The sequence below is a fragment of the Streptomyces iranensis genome (genome assembly GCF_017874715.1).
GTDB classification, from domain to species: Bacteria; Actinomycetota; Actinomycetes; order Streptomycetales; family Streptomycetaceae; genus Streptomyces; species Streptomyces iranensis.
Genome location: NZ_JAGGLR010000052.1, coordinates 1 through 20,305, shown reverse-complemented (window position 1 = coordinate 20,305; position 20,305 = coordinate 1). Strand labels below are relative to the sequence as shown.

At 70.6% G+C, this 20,305-nt stretch carries 14 protein-coding genes; 2 read left to right on the top strand and 12 right to left on the bottom strand.

All coding sequences use genetic code 11. The annotated features are described in order from the left end of the window. Window positions 1–323: 323 nt before the first annotated feature. The 3 genes from J2Z30_RS48810 to thyX all read right to left on the bottom strand — a co-directional run bounded on the left by J2Z30_RS48810 (window position 324) and on the right by thyX (window position 3,981). On the bottom strand, window positions 324–2,009 hold the full coding sequence (locus J2Z30_RS48810; protein WP_044569429.1) for a ribonuclease J: 1,686 nt from the start codon (window positions 2,007–2,009) through the stop codon (window positions 324–326). Window positions 2,010–2,133: 124 nt separating this feature from the next. After that, complete coding sequence (gene dapA, locus J2Z30_RS48805; protein WP_044569431.1) at window positions 2,134–3,033, bottom strand: 4-hydroxy-tetrahydrodipicolinate synthase; 900 nt, start codon at window positions 3,031–3,033, stop codon at window positions 2,134–2,136. 207 nt (window positions 3,034–3,240) lie between these two features. Further along, a complete protein-coding gene (gene thyX, locus J2Z30_RS48800; RefSeq protein ID WP_044569433.1) occupies window positions 3,241–3,981 on the bottom strand; it encodes an FAD-dependent thymidylate synthase in 741 nt (246 codons plus the stop codon). A 178-nt stretch (window positions 3,982–4,159) separates the two neighbouring features. Between thyX and J2Z30_RS48795 the strand changes: the two genes are divergently transcribed. Together J2Z30_RS48795 and J2Z30_RS48790 are read left to right on the top strand one after the other, a co-directional pair. Then, the gene (locus J2Z30_RS48795; RefSeq protein WP_037960714.1) at window positions 4,160–4,402 is read left to right on the top strand and encodes a hypothetical protein; all 243 of its coding nucleotides are present in this window, start codon (window positions 4,160–4,162) and stop codon (window positions 4,400–4,402) included. Window positions 4,403–4,467: 65 nt separating this feature from the next. Next, the gene (locus J2Z30_RS48790; RefSeq protein WP_044569435.1) at window positions 4,468–5,019 is read left to right on the top strand and encodes an SCO5741 family PH domain-containing membrane protein; all 552 of its coding nucleotides are present in this window, start codon (window positions 4,468–4,470) and stop codon (window positions 5,017–5,019) included. A gap of 65 nt (window positions 5,020–5,084) precedes the next feature. Here the strand turns inward: J2Z30_RS48790 and J2Z30_RS48785 are convergent, their stop codons facing one another. The 9 genes from J2Z30_RS48785 to J2Z30_RS48745 form a co-directional block, all read right to left on the bottom strand. After that, the gene (locus J2Z30_RS48785; RefSeq protein WP_044569436.1) at window positions 5,085–5,546 is read right to left on the bottom strand and encodes a tetratricopeptide repeat protein; all 462 of its coding nucleotides are present in this window, start codon (window positions 5,544–5,546) and stop codon (window positions 5,085–5,087) included. 10 nt (window positions 5,547–5,556) lie between these two features. Next, on the bottom strand, window positions 5,557–6,309 hold the full coding sequence (gene dapB / locus J2Z30_RS48780; RefSeq protein WP_044569438.1) for a 4-hydroxy-tetrahydrodipicolinate reductase: 753 nt from the start codon (window positions 6,307–6,309) through the stop codon (window positions 5,557–5,559). Between the two features lie 106 nt (window positions 6,310–6,415). Next, window positions 6,416–7,795: a M16 family metallopeptidase gene (locus J2Z30_RS48775; RefSeq protein ID WP_044569439.1), complete on the bottom strand. Its 1,380-nt coding sequence runs from the start codon at window positions 7,793–7,795 to the stop codon at window positions 6,416–6,418. Next, window positions 7,792–10,041: a polyribonucleotide nucleotidyltransferase gene (locus tag J2Z30_RS48770; protein ID WP_044569441.1), complete on the bottom strand. Its 2,250-nt coding sequence runs from the start codon at window positions 10,039–10,041 to the stop codon at window positions 7,792–7,794. The genes J2Z30_RS48775 and J2Z30_RS48770 overlap by 4 nt, the downstream gene beginning before the upstream one ends. 404 nt (window positions 10,042–10,445) lie before the next feature. After that, complete coding sequence (gene rpsO, locus J2Z30_RS48765; RefSeq protein ID WP_020868053.1) at window positions 10,446–10,733, bottom strand: 30S ribosomal protein S15; 288 nt, start codon at window positions 10,731–10,733, stop codon at window positions 10,446–10,448. Window positions 10,734–10,939: 206 nt separating this feature from the next. Then, window positions 10,940–12,997 carry a serine/threonine-protein kinase gene (locus J2Z30_RS48760; protein WP_044569443.1) on the bottom strand — a complete coding sequence of 686 codons (2,058 nt, stop codon included), beginning with the start codon at window positions 12,995–12,997 and terminating at the stop codon, window positions 10,940–10,942. 77 nt (window positions 12,998–13,074) lie between these two features. After that, window positions 13,075–15,267 (bottom strand): protein kinase domain-containing protein, encoded by a 2,193-nt coding sequence (locus tag J2Z30_RS48755; protein WP_052701329.1) that lies wholly within the window; start codon window positions 15,265–15,267, stop codon window positions 13,075–13,077. A gap of 11 nt (window positions 15,268–15,278) precedes the next feature. Then, window positions 15,279–17,402, bottom strand: coding sequence for an outer membrane protein assembly factor BamB family protein (locus J2Z30_RS48750; protein WP_044569444.1), 2,124 nt, complete (start codon window positions 17,400–17,402; stop codon window positions 15,279–15,281). A 23-nt stretch (window positions 17,403–17,425) separates the two neighbouring features. Next, window positions 17,426–19,855, bottom strand: a complete 2,430-nt coding sequence (locus tag J2Z30_RS48745; RefSeq protein ID WP_052701331.1) for an outer membrane protein assembly factor BamB family protein — start codon at window positions 19,853–19,855, stop codon at window positions 17,426–17,428. Window positions 19,856–20,305: the final 450 nt, after the last annotated feature.

The window sequence follows — 20,305 nt, the reverse complement described above, 5'->3', positions numbered from 1 at the left end:
TCGAAACCGTTTCACCGGCTTCTCCGGGCGCTTCCCTTCGGTGTTTCCAACCTTACCAGATCCGATTTCCGGTCGTTTCCGATCCGAATTCCGTTCCCGGTGGCCGTTGGAGGGCCTTGCCTTTCGGCTTCGTCGACTTTATCAGAATTTCTCCGAGTCGATTTCCACCCCCGCCGGTGGGCTCCTCCGAAGGCCGTTGAGCGCTCCGGGTTCCCCTCTGGCGGAGCCGTAAACGTACTGGAGCGGGGCTCCTCGATGCAAATCGAGGAGCCCCGCCGGGTGTTCAGCGCCGGTGTGGTGCTGAGGGGGTGTCAGACGTGACGTCAGACCTCGACGACCACGGGAAGGATCATCGGGCGGCGACGGTAGCTGTCGGAGACCCACTTACCGACCGCGCGGCGTGCCAGCTGCTGGAGCTGGTGCGGGTCCACGACCCCGTCGGAGGCCGACTTGACCAGGGCATCCTCGATCCTCGGGATGACCGCGGAGAAGGCGGAGTCCTCGATACCGGAGCCCCTCGCCTGGATATGCGGACCGCCCACGATCTTGCCGGTCGTGCTGTCGACGACCACGAAGATCGAGATGATGCCCTCGTCGCCGAGGATGCGGCGGTCCTTGAGCGAGGTCTCCGTGACATCGCCGACCGAGAGGCCGTCCACGTACACGTATCCCGCCTGCACCTTGCCGACGATCTTGGCGATGCCGTCGACCAGGTCCACCACGACACCGTCCTCGGCGATGACGCAACGGTTCTTCGGAACCCCGGTCAACGCGCCCAACTCGGCGTTGGCGCGCAGATGGCGCCATTCGCCGTGCACCGGCATCAGATTCTTGGGCTTGCAGATGTTGTAGAAGTACAGCAGCTCGCCGGCCGAGGCATGGCCGGAGACATGGACCTTGGCGTTGCCCTTGTGGACGACCGTGGCGCCCCATCGCGTCAGTCCGTTGATGACCCGGTAGACCGCGTTCTCATTGCCGGGGATCAGCGACGAGGCCAGGATCACCGTGTCGCCCTCGACGATCCGGATCTGGTGGTCGCGGTTGGCCATCCGGGACAGCGCGGCCATCGGCTCGCCCTGGGAGCCCGTGCAGACGAGCACCACCTCGTCGTCCCGAAGGTCCTCCAGGGTCTTTACATCCACCACGAGACCGGCCGGCACCCGCAGGTAGCCGAGGTCACGGGCGATGCCCATGTTGCGGACCATCGAGCGGCCGACGAAGGCGACCTTGCGCCCGTACTCATGCGCTGCGTCCAGGATCTGCTGGATGCGGTGCACATGGCTCGCGAAGCTGGCGACGATGATGCGCTTCTGCGCGTTGCCGAAGACCTGGCGCAGCACACCGGAGATATCGCGCTCGGGCGGTACGAATCCGGGGACCTCCGCGTTGGTGGAGTCCACCAGGAGCAGATCGATGCCCTCCTCGCCGAGCTTGGCGAACGCGGGCAGATCCGTGAGCCGGCCGTCGAGCGGCAGCTGGTCCATCTTGAAGTCGCCGGTGTGCACGGCCATGCCGGCCGGGGTGCGGATGGCGACCGCAAGGGCGTCCGGGATGGAGTGGTTGACCGCGACGAACTCGCACTCGAAGGGGCCGATCCGCTCGCGGTGCCCCTCCTCGACCTCGAGGGTGTACGGACGGATCCGGTGCTCCTGAAGCTTCGCCTCGATCAGGGCGAGCGTCAGCTTGGAGCCGATCAGCGGGATGTCGGCCTTCTCGCGGAGCAGGAAGGGGACGCCGCCGATGTGGTCCTCATGGCCGTGCGTGAGGACGATGCCGTCGATGTCGTCGAGACGGTCCCGGATGGATGTGAAGTCCGGCAGGATCAGGTCGACTCCGGGCTGCTCCTCCTCGGGGAAGAGCACCCCGCAGTCGACGATCAGCAGCCGGCCGCCGTACTCGAAGACCGTCATGTTCCGGCCGATCTCACCGAGGCCGCCGAGCGGGGTGATGCGCAGACCGCCCTCAGGGAGCTTCGGCGGAGGGCCGAGCTCAGGATGCGGATGACTCAAAAGACTCTCCTCACCACACGCGCCACATGCCCCCTGGGCACATGGCGCGCGTGACATTCGTGCACTTGCTGATGTGTCTGTATGCAGTTGTGAAGTATGAAGGTGCGAGAAATCGCCTCTTTGCTTAGAGCTGTACCCCGCCGGCGGCGAGATCGCGCTTGAGCTGTTCGGTTTCCTCGGCGGTCAGCTCGACCAACGGCAGGCGCAGCGGCCCCGCGGGCTGACCCTGGAGCGCGAGCGCGGCCTTGCTCGTGATCACGCCCTGGGTGCGGAACATGCCGGTGAAGACCGGCAGCAGCTTCTGGTGGATCTCCGTTGCCTTCGCGACGTCGCCCGCGAGATGGGCCTCGAGCATGGCCCGTAGCTCGGGGCTGACCAGGTGGCCGACCACGGAGACGAAGCCGACCGCGCCGACCGACAGCAGCGGCAGGTTCAGCATGTCGTCACCGGAGTACCAGGCGAGGCGGGAGCGGGCGATGGCCCAGCTGGCGCGTCCGAGGTCGCCCTTGGCGTCCTTGTTGGCCACGATGCGCGGGTGCTCGGCGAGCCGGACCATGGTCTCGGTACCGATCGGGACCCCGCTGCGGCCCGGGATGTCGTAGAGCATGACCGGCAGGCCGGTGGCGTCGGCGATGGCGGTGAAGTGCCGGAGGAGGCCTTCCTGCGGCGGCTTGCTGTAGTACGGCGTGACGGCCAGCAGCCCGTGGGCACCGGCCTGCTCGGCGGCGCGGGCGAGCTCCACGCTGTGCCGGGTGTCATTGGTGCCCGCTCCGGCCACGACGTGGGCGCGGTCGCCGACCGCCTCCACCACGGCGCGTACGAGCTGGGCTTTCTCCGCATCGCTGGTGGTGGGGGACTCGCCCGTGGTGCCGTTGACGATCAGTCCGTCATTGCCGGCTTCCACCAGATGGGCAGCGAGTCGCTGGGCGCCGTCGAGGTCGAGCGCGCCGTCAGTGGTGAATGGCGTGACCATGGCGGTCAGCACCCGCCCGAAAGGGGTCTGCGATGTGGATGTCGGTGCCATGGGCTCCACGCTACTCGTAGCGCGCCCCACGGCGCTCGCTCGGGGCCGCGGACGGAGCGAAGAGATGGGACCCGGCACTGCCTGCTCGGGGGTTCAAGCAGTGCCGGGCCCGTTTGTTCAGCCTAGATGAACTTCTCGAAACGCCGCAATACGGACACTTCGCCCGGTGATCCGTCCGGGGCGCGGGCCCCGGGCTACGGGGGTCGGCTACGGAGCCACTCGGCCGCCTGCGTTGAAGGCGGCGTGGGTGAGCGGCATCAGTCCCGCCCAGTGCGCCTCCATCTTCTCCCCCACCATCTCGATCTCCCGCTGCGGGAACGAGGGCACCGCGGCCTGCTCGTGCTGGGTGCGCAGCCCCAGAAAGTGCATCAGCGAACGGGCGTTGCAGGTGGCGTACATCGAGGAGAACAGGCCGACCGGGAGCACGGCCCTGGCCACCTCGCGGGCCACACCGGCGGCCAGCATCTCCTGGTACGCCTCATAGGCGTGGCGGTACGCGTCCTCCATGACCCGGCCGGTCAGCTCCTGCTGCGCCGCGGTGCCCTCGACGAACTCGTACTTCCCCGGGCGGCCCTGCTGGACCAGCTTGCGGGCCTCCCCCGGAACGTAGAACACCGGCTCGAGGCGGCGGTAGCGACCGGACTCCTCGTTGTACGACCAGCCCACGCGGTGCCGCATGAACTCGCGGAAGACGAAGATCGGGGCACTGATGAAGAAGGTCATCGAGTTGTGCTCGAACGGGCTGCCGTGGCGGTCCCGCATCAGGAAGTTGATCAGCCCCTTGGAGCGCTCCGGGTCCTTGGTGATTTCCTCGAGGGACTGCTCGCCCGCGGTGGACACTCGCGCGGCCCACAACACATCGGAGTCGGCAGCGCTGTGCTTGACCAGCTCGACGGTCACATCGCTGCGGAAACTGGCCTTCTCGATCTCGGCGGGGATCTCGGTCACCGGGCGGGTCCTTCCATGGTGCGTCGCTCAGGGCGGCGCCCAGCTTACGGGTCACCACCGACAGTCCCGCTCAGCCGAAATTTTTGACTGAAGTCGTCGGATCCGGGCACCCAATCGGTCATTCACACGTCCTACACATTGAAGTACTCACGTTCGAGGTTCCAAGGAGAGCCCGCAGATGTTCCGCCGGCGAGAGCCCGTGCCGTTCGCCTTCGTCGCCGAAGCCGACCGTTTCCGCAGCAATGTCACCCCACCACCCCGCCCCCGCGCCACACCGTCCCAGATCGCCGGACGGACCCTGATCGGGCTCACGATCGTCGCGGGATTCATCGGCTCGCTGATGTTCGGGATGCCCGCCCTCGACAGCCAGTCGCACCCCACCCACCAGATCCAGCAGTCAGAGGCGTCCGACGGACGCTGACCGGCGCTGGGATAGCCTCACCCAGCACAGGCCCATCCGGACATGTGTGTGAGTGAGGAACTCCCGTGCCCCTGCCCTTCCTGACCGCCGACCGCGCCCATGACGACGACGCGGCGGCCGGAGCGGACCCGCTCGGCTACGAGGACCCGGACCGCTGGCGCCGTCCCTTCCGGCCGGGGCCCTGGAGGGTCGGGGGCGCCGCTCTTCTGCTGCTGCTCGCCTCGTACGTCCTGTTCTCCGCCATGATCATCGCGATGGCGGGGTCGCTGTCCGCGGCGGGGGTCTGCGTCGGGGTCGCGGCGCTGATGATCGTGACAGCCGTAAGGCTGGTGCGCAGCGGTGTCGTGGTGAGCGCCCAGGGGCTGCGCCGGATCGGCCTTCTGCGCAGCACCACCGTGCGCCGGCAGGACATCGCCGCGATACGCACGGCCCAGCAGCCGGTCCGGTGGCTGGGTCTGCCGCGCACCGTCCAGGGGCAGGCGCTGCTGCTCCAGCCGGTGCGCGGCGGAGCGCCGGACACCCTGTTCACCAGCCATGATGCCGACTTCCTGGGTCAGCCGGAGAGCTTTGACAGGGCCGCCGACGCGCTCGAGGGCTGGGCCGCCGCCCACCGCTGAGCCGTATAGGCCGCGGAGGGGCGCCGCCGAGCCCCCTCATCCGTACCGCCACGGGCGGCCCGGTGTCAGCCTCCGGCCGCCCGCACCGGCTTGCCGTCGTGCAGGGCGATGGCGCGCTGCATCGCCTTACGGGCGCGCGCGGTGTCCCGGGCGTCGTGGTACGCCACGGCGAGCCGGAACCAGGACCGCCAGTCGTCCGGCGACTGCTCGGTCTCGGCCCGGCGCTTGGCGAAGACGGCGTCCGCCGAGTCCCGGTCGATCCGCCCGCCGGGCGTCCGCGCCAGGTCGTCGACCGGGAGGCCGCCCTCCGCCTCCAGCTCCCGGGCCAGCCGGTCCGCGCTCCGCGCGAACTGCGTGGTCTGCCACAGGAACCAGGCGCCGATGAGGGGCATCACCAGCACCGCCACACCGAAGACGACGGTGACCGGGGTGCCCTCCCGGATCAGCAGCACCCCGCGGTCGCCGACCAGCACGAAGTAGACGACCAGGACGGCCGCGAGAACGAAATATGTGATCTTTGCGCGCACCGCTGTGCCCTCAGTCCAGATCGAGGAAGTGTTCCAGGCCGAAGGTCAGGCCGGGGGTGGCCACCACGCGGCGGACGCCGAGCAGGATGCCGGGCATGAAGCTGCTGTGGTGGGTGGAGTCATGGCGGATGGTGAGCGTCTCGCCCTCGGCGCCCAGCAGGACCTCCTGATGGGCCAGGAGGCCGCGTAGCCGCACCGAATGCACCGGCACCCCGTCCACGTCCGCGCCCCGCGCCCCGTCGAGCGCCGTGGCGGTGGCGTCCGGCTGCGGGGCGCAGCCGGCCTCCCGCCGGGCCTCGGCGATCAGCTGTGCGGTGCGCGCGGCCGTGCCGGAGGGGGCGTCCACCTTGTTGGGGTGGTGCAGCTCGATGACCTCGACCGACTCGAAGAACCGGGCGGCCTGGCGGGCGAACCGCATGGTCAGCACGGCGCCGATGGAGAAGTTCGGCGCGATGAGCACACCGGTGGTCGGCGAGGTGTCGAGCCAGCCGCGCAGCCGTGCCAGGCGCTCGTCCGTCCAGCCGGTGGTGCCGACGACGCCGTGGATGCCGTGGCGGACGCAGAACTCGAGGTTGTCCATCACCGAGGCCGGTTCGGTCAGCTCGACCGCCACCTCGGCGCCCGCCTCGACCAGGGCCTCGAGCTGGTCGCCCCGGCCCAGCGCGGCGACCAGTTCCAGGTCCTCGGCGGCCTCCACGGCTCGTACGGCCTCGGAGCCGATCCGGCCCTTGGCGCCGAGGACGGCCACACGCAGCTTGCTCATCGATCCTGTTTCCTTCGATCCGGGAAGCTCTGGCACGGACTGACCGACGTACGGTCGACGCCGACGTACGGTCGACGCCGACGTACGGACTTGACCGGCTGACGGGCTAGGCGACGGCCTCGTCGAGACGCGCCGCCTGCTTGTCCTTCAGCGGGCCGATGACCGACAGCGAAGGACGCCGTCCCAGTACATCGCGCGCCACCTCGCGCACCTCGTCCGGGGTGACCTCCGCGATCCGCTCGAGCATGTCGTCCACCGACATCTGCTCGCCCCAGCACAGCTCGCTCTTGCCGATCCGGTTCATCAGCGCGCCGGTGTCCTCCAGGCCCAGCACGGTGGAGCCGGAGAGCTGGCCGACGGCGCGCCGCAGCTCCTCGTCGCTCAGGCCGTTCTCCGCGACCTGGACGAGCTCGTCGCGGCAGATCTTGAGGACGTCGTGCACCTGGTTCGGGCGGCAGCCGGCGTAGACGCCGAAGAGCCCGCAGTCGGCGAAGCTGGAGGTGTAGGAGTAGACGCTGTAGGCGAGGCCGCGCTTCTCCCGGACCTCCTGGAAGAGCCGGGAGCTCATTCCGCCGCCGAGCGCGGTGTTGAGCACCCCGAGCGCCCAGCGGCGGTCGTCGGTGCGCGGGATGCCGGGCATGCCGAGGACGACATGGGCCTGCTCGGTCTTGCGGTTCAGCAGCCCGACCTTGCCCGCCGTACGGATCGCACGGGTGCCGGCGCGCGGGGCGACCGGGGCCGCGTCGGTGCGGGACAGGGCGCCCGCCCTGTCGAACGCGGCGTGCACCTGGCGCACGACGTCGTCGTGGTCCACGTTGCCCGCGGCGGCGACGACCAGGTGCGTGGGGTCGTAGTGCTTCCGGTAGAAGCGGGCGATCTGGTCACGGCCCAGGGCGTTGACGGTGTCGACGGTGCCCAGGACCGGGCGGCCGAGCGGGGTGTCGCCGAGCATGGTGTGGGCGAACAGGTCGTGCACGCAGTCGCCCGGGTCGTCCTCGGTCATCGCGATCTCTTCGAGGACGACACCGCGCTCCGCGTCCACGTCCGCCGCGTCGATCACCGAGCCGGTCAGCATGTCGCAGACGACGTCGATGGCCAGCGGCAGATCGGTGTCGAGTACCCGCGCGTAGTAGCAGGTGTACTCCTTGGCGGTGAAGGCGTTCATCTCGCCGCCGACCGCGTCGATGGCGGCGGAGATGTCCAGCGCGGTGCGCCGCCGGGTGCCCTTGAAGAGCAGATGCTCCAGGTAGTGGGTGGCTCCGCCGAGCGTACGGGTCTCGTCGCGCGAGCCGACGTGCGCCCAGATGCCGAAGGTGGCCGAGCGCACTGAGGGGAGGGTCTCGGTGACGACGCGCAGGCCCCCGGGGAGGGTCGTCCTGCGGACCGTGCCGATGCCGTTCTCGCCCTCGAGAAGCGTTTGGGTACGGGCGACGGCCCGCGCCTCCGAGGAGGTGCGGGCCGTCGTGCCGTCGTCGCGGGACGTCACTTGGCGGCTTCGTCCTTCGTCTGGGGCTTGGCCTCGGCCTGGGACTCGTCCGCGTCCGCGCCCTCCTCGTCCTCGAGGACCGGGATGAGGGAGAGCTTGCCGCGCTGGTCGATCTCGGCGATCTCGACCTGGACCTTGGCGCCGACCTTCAGCACGTCCTCGACGTTCTCCACGCGCTTGCCGCCGGCGAGCTTGCGGATCTGCGAGATGTGCAGCAGGCCGTCCTTGCCCGGGAGCAGCGAGACGAACGCACCGAAGGTGGTGGTCTTCACGACCGTGCCCAGGTAGCGCTCGCCGACCTCCGGCATGGTCGGGTTGGCGATGCCGTTGATGGTCGCGCGGGCGGCCTCGGCGGCCGGGCCGTCGGCGGCACCGATGTAGATGGTGCCGTCGTCCTCGATGGTGATGTCGGCGCCGGTGTCCTCCTGGATCTGGTTGATCATCTTGCCCTTGGGGCCGATGACCTCACCGATCTTGTCGACCGGGATCTTCACGGTGATGATCCGCGGCGCGTTGGGGGACATCTCGTCCGGGACGTCGATGGCCTCGTTCATCACATCGAGGATGTGCAGCCGGGCGTCGCGGGCCTGCTTGAGGGCCGCGGCCAGCACGGACGCCGGAATGCCGTCCAGCTTGGTGTCCAGCTGCAGCGCGGTGACGAACTGCTTGGTGCCGGCGACCTTGAAGTCCATGTCGCCGAACGCGTCCTCCGCACCGAGGATGTCGGTGAGGGTGACGTAGTGGGTCTCGCCGTCGATCTCCTGGGAGATCAGGCCCATGGCGATGCCCGCGACCGGGGCCTTCAGCGGCACACCGGCGTTGAGCAGCGACATCGTCGAGGCGCAGACCGACCCCATGGAGGTCGAGCCGTTGGAACTCAGCGCCTCGGAGACCTGGCGGATGGCGTACGGGAACTCCTCGCGCGTCGGCAGCACCGGCAGCAGCGCCCGCTCGGCCAGAGCGCCGTGGCCGATCTCGCGGCGCTTGGGGGAGCCGACGCGGCCGGTCTCACCGGTGGAGTACGGCGGGAAGTTGTAGTTGTGCATGTAGCGCTTGCGCGTCTCGGGCGCGAGCGTGTCCAGCTGCTGCTCCATGCGGAGCATGTTCAGCGTGGTGACGCCCAGGATCTGGGTCTCGCCGCGCTCGAACAGCGCCGAGCCGTGGACCCGCGGAATCGCCTCGACCTCGGCGGCGAGCGTACGGATGTCCGTGACGCCGCGGCCGTCGATGCGCTTCTTCTCCTTGATCACACGCTCGCGCACCACGGTCTTGGTCAGCGCGCGGTACGCCGCGGAGATCTCCTTCTCGCGCCCCTCGAACTGCGGCAGCAGCTTCTCGGCGGCCACGCTCTTGACGCGGTCCAGCTCGGTCTCGCGCTCCTGCTTGCCCGCGATGGTCAGCGCCTGGGCCAGCTCGTCGCGGACGGCGGCGGTGAGCGCGTCCAGGACGTCGTCCTGGTAGTCGAGGAAGATCGGGAACTCGGCGGTCGGCTTGGCGGCCTTGGCGGCGAGGTCGGCCTGCGCCTTGCACAGGACCTTGATGAAGGGCTTCGACGCCTCCAGGCCGGCGGCGACGATCTCCTCGGTGGGAGCCTCGGCGCCGTCCTTGACCAGCTGGATGGTCTTGTCGGTGGCCTCGGCCTCGACCATCATGATCGCGACATCGCCGTCCTCGAGCACCCGGCCGGCGACGACCATGTCGAAGACGGCCTCCTCCAGCTCGGAGTGGGTCGGGAAGGCCACCCACTGGCCCTTGATCAGGGCGACGCGGGTGCCACCGATGGGGCCGGAGAAGGGCAGCCCGGCCAGCTGCGTGGAGCAGGAGGCGGCGTTGATCGCGACCACGTCGTAGAGGTGGTCGGGGTTGAGCGCCATGATCGTCTCGACGACCTGGATCTCGTTGCGCAGGCCCTTCTTGAAGGACGGGCGCAGCGGGCGGTCGATCAGACGGCAGGTGAGGATCGCGTCCTCGGAGGGGCGGCCCTCACGGCGGAAGAACGAGCCGGGGATGCGCCCCGCCGCGTACATCCGCTCCTCGACGTCGACCGTGAGCGGGAAGAAGTCGAGCTGGTCCTTGGGGTTCTTGGAAACGGTGGTGGCCGACAGCACCATGGTGTCGTCGTCCAGGTAGGCCACGGCCGAACCGGCGGCCTGACGGGCCAGGCGGCCCGTCTCAAAACGGATGGTGCGGGTGCCGAAGGTGCCGTTGTCGATGACCGCTTCGGCGTAGTGGGTCTCGTTCTCCACCAGGAAAATCTCCTCTTCTGCGTCCCTCGTCCGTGTGACGGTGGACGGTGGTGGAGCAGCGCCCCGGGCCTTACTGGCCGGCGGCCGGGCCGGTCTTCGATCGAAGCCACCGGAATTGCCAGTTCCGGGAGCCACTACCGAGGACCGGCTCCTGTGGCGCCGGTGCGGCGGGAATGAGGCGCTCCTCCTCGTTCGTTATGGCGTTGTTGGGACCAGACTACAAAGCTTCGGCCGTCATCACGACGGCTGTGTCGTCCGGCCCCTACGGTACGTAGCGCTGACGCTACGCACCGGCGCGAAGACCGTACGGGTCACCATTGGCTCACCTTTGGCTGAAACCGTACGGCGCCGCGTATGGCAAAGGGAGCGGCCCCCGTCGCGGGAACCGCTCCCTCCTTGGCGTCTTACTTGGCGCCCGCCGCACCGCGGCGGATGCCCAGGCGCTCGACCAGCGCACGGAAGCGCGTGATGTCCTTCTTCGCCAGGTACTGCAGCAGGCGGCGGCGCTGGCCGACCAGGAGCAGCAGACCCCGGCGGGAGTGGTGGTCGTGCTTGTGAGTCTTGAGGTGCTCGGTGAGGTCGGAGATGCGGCGCGTGAGCAGCGCGACCTGGACCTCGGGGGAGCCGGTGTCGCCCTCCTTGGTGGCGAACTCGGTCATGATCTGCTTCTTGGTAGCGGCGTCGAGCGACACTCGGTACTCCTTGCTTTCGTCATCAGCCGCCGAGTGCCCCTGGTCGTTGTCTCAGGGGATCTTCCGTGACTCGGGAGGCGGGGTCCGCTGGGCGCTGTCTCCCGAGACTCGAAGCCTCCGGGGACGCGTACGCAAACGGCCAGGACACAGGGTACCAGCGTCTTGGTGGGGGCGTGTGCGGGTGGGCCGGCGGGGAGTGTCCGGGGCTAGAAGACGGGCATGGCGGTGAGCGTGCCGTTGTGCAGCGTGAAGACTCGGTTGCCGGCCGCGGCGAGCCGCCAGCCTCCTCCAGTCCCCGGAGCGTACGGCCAAGCGACACTTCCGCTGCGGACATCGACCGCCACCACGCCTTGGTCCCCGCTCTGGTCGAGAGCCGCCCACACACTGCCACCCTCCGCGACGGGGGCGTCAAGGGGACGGTCGTCGGACGCGAACGGCAGCGTCCACATCTCCGACCCGCTCCCCGCCCGCCGTGCCGAGAGGTCGGTCCCGTCCACGGCGTACACCACGCCCTTCCGCACGGCCGGCGCGGTCCAGCCGGTCCCGTCCTGACCGGCATGGGCCCACTTCTCCTCACCGCCCTCCAGGGCCAGCGCCCTCAGACTCTTCCCCCCGAGGTAGACGACGCCGTTCGCGACTGCGGGAGCGATGGCGGCGGGCGCCCCCTGCACACGCGGGCCCCAGGCGGTCCTGCCCGTTCGGGCGTCGAGGGCGGCCACGCCGCCGTCCGATCCGTGGATCACCAGGCGGCCGTCGGCGACCGCCGCCTGGGCCGGCGCCTTGGTGGATGTGGCCACCGGCGACGGGACGGTCCACAGTGTGCGGTGCGAGGTGAGGCCCACGGCGCGTATCCGACCGCCGCGGGTGGCGAGGTAGGCCGCGCTCTCGTCGGCGCCGAGCAGCACCGCCGCGTCGGCGCCCGGCACCGACCACCGCTTCCTGCCGTCCTTGGTACCCAGCCCGAGCAGCGCCCCCTTGGCGTCGGCGGTAAGGATGACGTCGTCCGACGCGGCGAGCACGCGGGCGGTGGTGGCAGCCGTGCGCTCGGAGTTCCACCTCCGCTTCCCGTTCCGCACGTCGTACGCGCGCAGCGCACCGCTGGGGGTCACGACGACCACGAGGTCGTGGACGGGCAGCGGAGCGGGCAGATTGGTGCCGGAGCTCTCGGCGACGCGGATCGGACCCCACAACGGCTGTGGCGCTGTTCCTTCGTCATAGCGCGACAGCGGCTCGGCCTCCCATGGCCGCCCCCCGGCCTCCGCCTCGCCGCCGCGCAGCAGCCACCACGCGACGCCGCCCCCACCCGCCGCGAGCACGGCGCCGCCCGCGGCGAGCGTGCCGATGAGCCGCCGCCTGGAGAGGCCCGGCCGGTCGCCGGGCAGGGCGGCCATGCGCCGGGCGTCCGCCTCGCGCCTCGCGATGTCCTGCGCGAGCGGTCCGCTCCTCCAGACCCGGTCCGCGCCCCGGGGCGGCGCCAGCGCCCGGCCGATCAAGTCGAGACCGGGCCGGGCCCCGGGGTCCTTGGCCAGACAGGGCTCGACCAGGGGCCGCAGCGCCCCGGGCACCGCGTCCAACTCCGGCTCGCCGTGCACCACCTGGTACTGCACGGCGGCCACATGGGCGCCCTCGTAGACCGGCCGCCCGCCCGCCGCGTAGGCGAGGACCACGCCGAGGGAGAACACATCGCCCGCGGGGCCGGTTCGCTGCCCCAGAACCTGCTCGGGCGGGGCGTAGCCGGGGGTGGCGACGGTCTGCCCGGTGGTGGTCAGCGTCAGCCCGTGCTCGGGCCGGGCGATCCCGAAGTCGATGATCCTGGGGCCGCGGGAAGTGAGCACGATGTTGGACGGTTTGAGGTCGCGGTGGACCAGCCCGGCACCGTGGATGTCGTGGAGCGCACGGACGAGCGCGGCTCCCAACGCCCTTACGGCGGGCTCCTCCAGGGCTCCGTACCGCTCCACGGCCTGGTCGAGCGTGGGTCCGGCGAGGAACTCCGTGGCGATCCACGGCCGCCCGCCCTCGGTCCGCGCCGCGAGCACCCGCGCCACCCCGTCGCCCCGCACGGCCTGGGCCGCGTGTGCCTCGCGCACGAAGCGCTGGACCATATGGGGGTCGTGGGCCACTTCGGGCCGCAGCACTTTCACGGCGGCTGTGCGGCCCTGCCCGTCCCGCCCGAGGTAGACCTGGCCCATGCCGCCCGCGCCCAGAACGCCGATGAGGCGGTACGGGCCCAGGCGCAGCGGATCGCCGGTGCCGAGGGGTTTCATGGGAGAGGTCTCCTGGTCGATGAGGGGTTGATCAAGTCAACGAGGCGGTGGGGCGGCCGGGCGAGCCACGTGCCGGGTCATTCCAGCGGGATGGCGCAGACGGTCTTGCCATTGGTGATGACGACCAGGCCCGCGCGGCGGTGCGCCCGCATCACGGAGGCGGACATGCCGTCCTTGTCGCCGGAGGGCCCCTGGAAGGTCCATGCGGTGCGATGGGTGCGGAGGTCGACGGCCCTGGCCCAGCGGTCCTTCTCCGGCGAGGCGTAGAAGTACCTCTCGCCGACGACCGGAGTGGATTCATAGGCTTCGGAGGAGGCCGCCTGGTCGGCTGCCCCCTTCTCCTGCCACAGCAGCCGCCCGCTCTTCGCATCCAGGGCGACGAGGCCGTTCCTCCGCTCGACGCTGTAGACCACACCGTCCTTGACGACCGGCGGGCCGTAGTGTTCCATCCGCGGGTCGTAGCTCTCCCCGGATTTGCGCTCCGCGCCGAACCGCCATGTGGTCGCGCCGTCGGTGGTGCGCAGCGCGAGGAGCTCGCGGCCACCGGTGAACACATGATCGTCGGTGGCGGCGAAGGCCCTGTCCAGGGAGATCACCGCGTCGGATCCGAGCGGAATCCGCTTCGACCAGCGCTGGGCCCCGCTGTGGGGGTCGATGGCGATGGCCTCCTCCCCCGAGAAGCGCAGGAGCGTGGCACCGGCGGATGCCGCGTCGATGGGGTCGCTGGTACCCGGAGCGATGGCACGGGCCCAGAGCCGCTTCCCCGTACGCAGATTGATGGCCAGACGCTTCTCTCCGCCCTTCGCATATCCCTCGGCGAACAAGGTGCCGTCCATCACGGTGAGGAGTTTCGGTTCGAGGCCCAAGGAGCCGGTGCGAGCGATCGGGGTCTTGAGGTTGCCCGTCTCGAGGTCGACGGGAGCGATCGCGGTGGCGCCGCTCTGGTCGTCAGCCTCACAGGCGAGGAGCCGGTCCCCGTCGACGACGACGGGGACGGTCCGGTCGCTCTCCCCGCGCTTCTCACCGGTCTTCGCGTCCACGCACAGGAGCCCGTTGTCGTGGACGATGACAACATGGTCGCCGACGATCAGGGCCTCGAGGTCCGTGGTCGCCTCGGGGACGGATATCTTCCACACCAGACGCGGGCCCGCACCGGCGGGGCTGCGGGTGGAGCGGGGCGCCGCGGCCGTACCGCCGTTTGATTCCTCCGAGCCGAGCCAGGCCCACGCCCCGGCCGCCCCACCGGCGACGAGCGCGCCGCCGCCCACTGCCGCGATCAGCTTCCGCCGGGAGAGCGCGGCTCCCACCCGCCGCGGCCCAGCGGTTTCGGTGCGGTGCTCCGCCTCCCGGGGAGCCAGGAGCCTGCTGGGCTGGGCCTCCCATACGGCCGTGCAGCGCCGGGCGATCTCGGCGAGGACCAGATCCGGCAACTGGTCCGCGAACCGTCGGAGGTCACCCGCGTGATGGGCGCCCATACGGAGCCGCTCTCCCAGTTCCACGGTGCCGGGCCGCTGCCGGGGATCCTTGGCGAAGCACGGCTCCAGTACGGTGCGCAATCCCCCCGGCAGCCCGGACAGGTCGGGGTCGGTGTACCGCACCCGGTAGAGCAGATCGGCGGGCTGTCCGCCGCCGAAGGGCGGACGGCCGGTGGCCGCGAAGACGAGCACTCCGGCGAGGGCGAACACATCGCCCGCGGCGGTGTGTTCACCACCGGAGACCTGTTCCGGGGACATATAGGCGGGCGTTCCGGCCGCCGCGCCCGTACGGGTGAGCCGGTCGTCGCCCACCGCGCGGGCGATGCCGAAGTCGATGACCTTGGGGCCGAGGGCGGTCAGCAGGATGTTGGAGGGCTTGAGGTCGCGGTGGACCACATCGGACCTGTGCAGCTGCGCGAGCGCGTCACACAGGGCGGCTCCCGTGGCCCGTACAGCCTGCTCGGGCAGCGGCCCGGCGAGGGCGACCGCGTCGTCGAGCGGTGGGCCGAGGACGTATTCGGTGGCCAGCCAAGGCGTTGGGGCCAGCGGATCGGCGTCGATGACCTGTGCGCCGTGCTGTCCGCCGATGACGCGTGCCGCGTCGGTCTCCAGCTGGAACCGGGTGCGGAATTCGGCCTGCTCGGCGTAGTGCGTGTGCACGGTCTTCAGGGCGACCATCCGCCCCTTGGGTGAGCGGCCCAGATAGACCGTGCCCATTCCGCCGCCGCCGAGTCGGGCGAGAAGAGTGTACGAACCGAGGGCTTGCGGATCGTCGTGGGTCAGGGGAGAAACCATCGGTATCCGTATCAGTCCACTGGCAGGGCGTAGAGGATGGTGCCGTTCAGGACGAGGACGATTCCGGGTGCGACGCCCACGACCTGGCCCGGCACGGCGGCTTGCTGGCCCTTCCCGGCGAGTGCCGACCGCCACCGCAGGGAGCCGTCCGCCGCGTCCAAGGCCTCGATCTCCGCGTCGGTCACCTGGAAGACCGTGGCGCCCGAATGGCTGACCGCGGTCTCGCCCCTCGTCCACGAGGACTCCAAAGGGGCGGCGCTGCGGCGCCGCCAACGCGCGCTGCCGCTGCGCACATCGACGGCAAAGGTGGTGGCGCGGGAATCGGTGGCGTACACCACCGGCCCATGAACGGCCGGAGTGGCGGACACCCTTCCCTTGGTCGCGACCCGCCAGCGCTCCTTACCGCTGGCGAGGTGGTACCCCCTCAGCATGTGCTCGTCGCAGGAGACCAGGAGATCACCCGGAGCCATCACACGCTGTTTGGCGCTCTCATCCTTCATCTCGGCGAATTTTCGCGTCCACAGCTTCCGGCCGCTGCGGCGGTCGAGGGCCAGATACGAGGAGGTGTTCTCGTCGTCGTCCCCTTGGCTCGGCAGCAGGAGCATGGTGCTGAGCAGAAGCGCGGTGGTGTTGCCGTCCCCCTGATACGGAGCGGGGAGCGGCGCGCGCCATATCTCTTTGCGCCGCACGGAGTCGTAGCAGACCACCTCGTGGTCCTCGGTCCCCGTACCCCCACTCGCATACTTCCTGGTCAGGAACCAGCAGACGTCCTTGTCGGCCCCGAGGAATTGGTAGATCGCCGGACCCTCCACTCCGTCGTACCGCCGCTCCACCCCCTTGATGCGGCCCGTGGCGAGCGAGACCACGGAGAAGGCCGAGGTGTCCGGAGAAACGAAGGTGCCGTTGCCGAGAAGCGTAAGGGCGGACATGGGATAGAGCTTGTCGCGCGACCAGATCTTCCTTCCGGTCCGGAGACTGAGTGCGGTCACGGAATCGGTGGTCCAGACGAGGGCGGTCCTGCCACGCCAGAGCAGCGGTGTCTGCTGCGGCTCGCTCCCGAGGTCGCGGCGCCACAGCGGAGCAGGCGCGATCCCGCGCCGAGCGGACGTTCCCCGCGATCCCGTCCCCTCGCCAACTGCCCGCCAGCCGGCCACTCCCCCCGCTCCGAGCACGAGGCCGACGGCTCCGGAGAGGCCACCGACGACCACGGCGCGCCGGGAGCGCCCCGGCGGTGGGGTGGCAGCCGTCTCCTCAGTGGACGCGTGGGCAGCCATGGGAGCCTGCGCCGGATAGGCCGCGGCCTGCCGGGCAAGAGCTGTCGCCACGGCGTCGGGCAGGCGGCCGACGGCGTCGGGGGCCGAGGCCGCCCGGAGCTCCCGGGCCACCATGCCCGGCCGGGGCCGCTGCCCAGGATCCTGCGCGAGACAGACCGCGAGCAGCTCTCTCAGCCCTTCCGGCAGTGCCGCGCGCGTCCCCTCGGCCACGTCCAGGCGGCCCGTCGCGGCGTAGCAGAGCACGGCGCCCAGCGCGTAGACATCTCCCGCCGGACTGGGGCGTTCACCCGCTCGCTGCTCCGGCGGCACGGTGAAGGCATCGACCCCGAGCGACGTGTCACTGCCCATGCCGTTCAGCGCCGCCGCTCGCGCCAGTCCGTACCCGGTCAGCCGGGGCCCGTCCACCATGAGCAGCGTGGCCTGCGGCGAGATCCCGGCGTGAACGAGACCGCCGGCATGCCAGCCGGCGAGGGTATGAGCGAGGTACGCGCCGAGCGCGCGCACCGTGGGTTCGGGCAGCGGACCGTCGTGCGCGGCCAGCGCGGCGGGAAGCGGCAGGGCGGGGAAGCAGGCGTAGGCGACCCAGGGGAGATCCGCGTCCGGCCCGGCGACATCGATCACGGGAGCCGCCCAACCCCCGGTCAGGCGACGGGAGTTCTCGCCCTCCGACCGGAACCGCACCAGGTACCCGGGGTCGTCGGCGAGGGTTTCGTGCGGCAGCATCAGCACGGCCGTACGGCCGGTGCGGTCGTCCCTGGCGATACGGCGGCGCGCGTCGTCGGCCTGCCCACCGGCGTCCAGCGTGCCGATGATGCGGTACGGGCCGAGCCGTGTCGGTTCGGCCGGTCGCTGCGGTTCCATTCGCTCCTCCGGACAGCCGTGGCTCAGCTCAACGGCAAGGCGTAGACGCTTCTCCCGCTGGTGACGACGGCCAGGTCATCCGTCACGGCCACCTGGCGCCGCGCCGCGACGGACCCCTTGTCCGCCGCGGCGCCGAGGTCCATGAAGCGCCACCGCAGGGCGCCGTCCTCGGCGTCGAAAGCGTCGACTTCCACGTCATTCGCCGTGAGCACCGTGCGCCCCGACGGATCCACGGCCGTGTCGGGTGTACGCGCTCCGGACAGCGTCTTCATCGCGAAGGCATAGGTGCGCTGCCATCGCACCTCTCCCGTGGCCGTGGACAGCGCATGGACCGCGTAGCCTCCGTCGGTGGCGTACACGACCTCGCCGTGCACGACCGGAGCGCCGAAGTCGGCGGTGTGCCCGGATCCGGTCTCGCCCTTGGCCTTCACGCTCCACGCGGAGCCGCCGCCGTCCGCCAGGCCGTACCCGCGCAAGGTGTTGGTGACAGCGGCGATGAGGGTGTCGCGGCCGTCGGTGGTCACCGGCCGTCCGGCGGTCACACCCTCATAGGAGCGCCGCCAGTGCCGTGTCCCCCGTTCCCGGTCGAAGGCCAGGAACATCTCGCCCCGCACGACGAGGGTGTCTTCTGTCAGATACCCCTCGTCGAAACCGACGGGCAGCGGGTCGCGCCAGAGCTCTTCCAGCCCGGCGAGGTCATAGGCGATCACGAGGCCATCGTCGGCCGCGCCGCTCCCCCGGCGGCCCGCCGCGAGCCAGACAGTCCCGCCTTCCGCCGCCAGCAGGGCGGCGTACGGAGTGCGTCCACCCGGCCGGAAGGTCTCCGGCCACCACTGGATGTCGCCGGTCTCGGCGGACAGCGCGGCGAGCCCGTCGCCCGGGACCAGGATCAAATCCTTACCGATGGGCAGAAGCCGTCCCCTGGGGCGAACGTCGTCCTGCGTCCAGAGTCGCTTGCCCGTACGGAGGTCGATTCCGGTGACGGCCGCGTCGTTCGCAACGACGGCGATCTTGTCCGACCAGATGAGCGGGGGGTGTGTCGGTGGCCCACCGGCGATGTCATGGCGCCACAGCGGTGTGGGCGGGGCACCGGCGAGCCGACGACGGGAGTGATTGGCCGCTGCCAGGCGCTCGGCCGGGGTCGGCGGAGGGTCTTCCTCGGCGGTGGCCATCCACATCGCACCGCCGCCGATCGCGAGACCGGCCGAACCAGAGGCGACCCCGACGAGCAGGGCACGCCTGGAGGGCCGTGCGGCGTTCTGACGAGTCGGACTCCCGGCGACGTTCGCACCGCCCGACAGGTGGGTCGGCGCATGTGGGGCGCCGGGCGTGTCACCCCGGCCCGCGGAGATGGGGGCGGGCGCGCCCGGCGCCTCTCCCTGGATCGGCGCGCCCTCTTTGAGCGGCGCGCCCAACGCCGACTCCGCTTCCGCCGGCTCGACCTCCGACGCCAGCGTCGCCGCGGACTGCTCGGCCAGCGCGACAACCACCGGTGCCGGCAGCCAGCCGGAACTCAGCAGCACCGCCGCCCTGCCGAGGCCCCCGTCCACCGTGGTCGAACCTGGCCCACCGACCGGCATCGCCGAGGGCGGCCCTACGGACCCGCTTTCGAGGACCGTCGGCGTGGGTCCGGACGGTTCCGCCGTCACGCTCGCCGACAGCGGGAACCGCATACCGCGGGTCAGACCGTCCACCAGCGCCGCCGCCACCGGCCGCTCCGCCGGGTCCGAAGCCAGACACGGGAGCACGATGCTCCTCAGCTCCTCCGGCAGATCGCCCACCTCAGGCAGCCGCCGCCCGGTCGACGCATACGCCAGCACCGCGCCCAGCGCGTAGATGTCCCCCAGCGGCCGTGGGCGCCCACCCGCGGCCTGCTCCGGGGGCAGGGCGTCGGCCGCCAACCCGGAAAGCCCCACTCGACTCCGCCCGTCGGGCCCCGCTGCCCGTACCGCGCCGAAACCTCCCAGCCAGGGCCCGTCACCCGCCACGAACACGTTCTCCGGCGCGATTCCCGCGTGGGTGAAGCCCGCCCGGTGGATCTCCGCCAGCGTCTCGGCCAGAGCCGCTCCCAGCGCACGTATGGTCCGGACCGGGAGCGGCCCTCCACACATCTGCATCACACCCGGCAGCGGCAGTATCGGGCGGTACGGAAACGCGCTCCACGGGGGTTCGGGCGCACGGTCGGAGATCTCGACGGGGGCGAGCCGGGCAAGCGGCCAAGCTCCACCGAGCCGTCGGGCGCTCTCCGCCTCCGCCAGAAAGCGGCCCCGATACGCCGCGTCGTCGGCCAACTCGGCGGAAGGCGTGCTGATGAGCACCGTACGGACCCCACCGGCACTGCGAGCGAGGAAAAGGCGGTCGGCCGCCGATGGGTCTTCCTTATCGGGGGCCAGCCTGGCGATCAGGTAATACGGCCCGAGCCGCCGCGGATCGTCCCCGCTCAGCGGTTCCATGTTCCCCCACCCCTACGGTACGCCGAGCACTTCCGTCAGCCGCCGGGGCGTGCCTTCGGAAACGATTTCCCCGACATAGCTGTCGGAGGCGGTGAAGGTCAGGTGGCGGTCCGGTAGCTGCCCGCGTCGATACCGCAGATGCCACAGGCGCTCCGCAGCATGCGCCCCGCCACTCTACCTGTTCCGACCACAGCCGCCACATGGCAGGTGCACCCCACAGACGTGGTCGCCTCCAGGTCCTGCCCGACTGGTCGGACAGGACTCCCAGCACCAACCATCCGGCCTGCGGACGGTTGGACTCACGCGAACCGCAGGGGGTTGCGTCTTTGGAAGTGGTGTACCGGGTTCCGCCTGTTCCGGGGGTTTTCCTCGGCGTCGGGGTGAGGGCCCGGATAGACAGACGGCCATCGGCTGATCCTTCGAGAACGACGAAGATCTTGAAGGAGATCA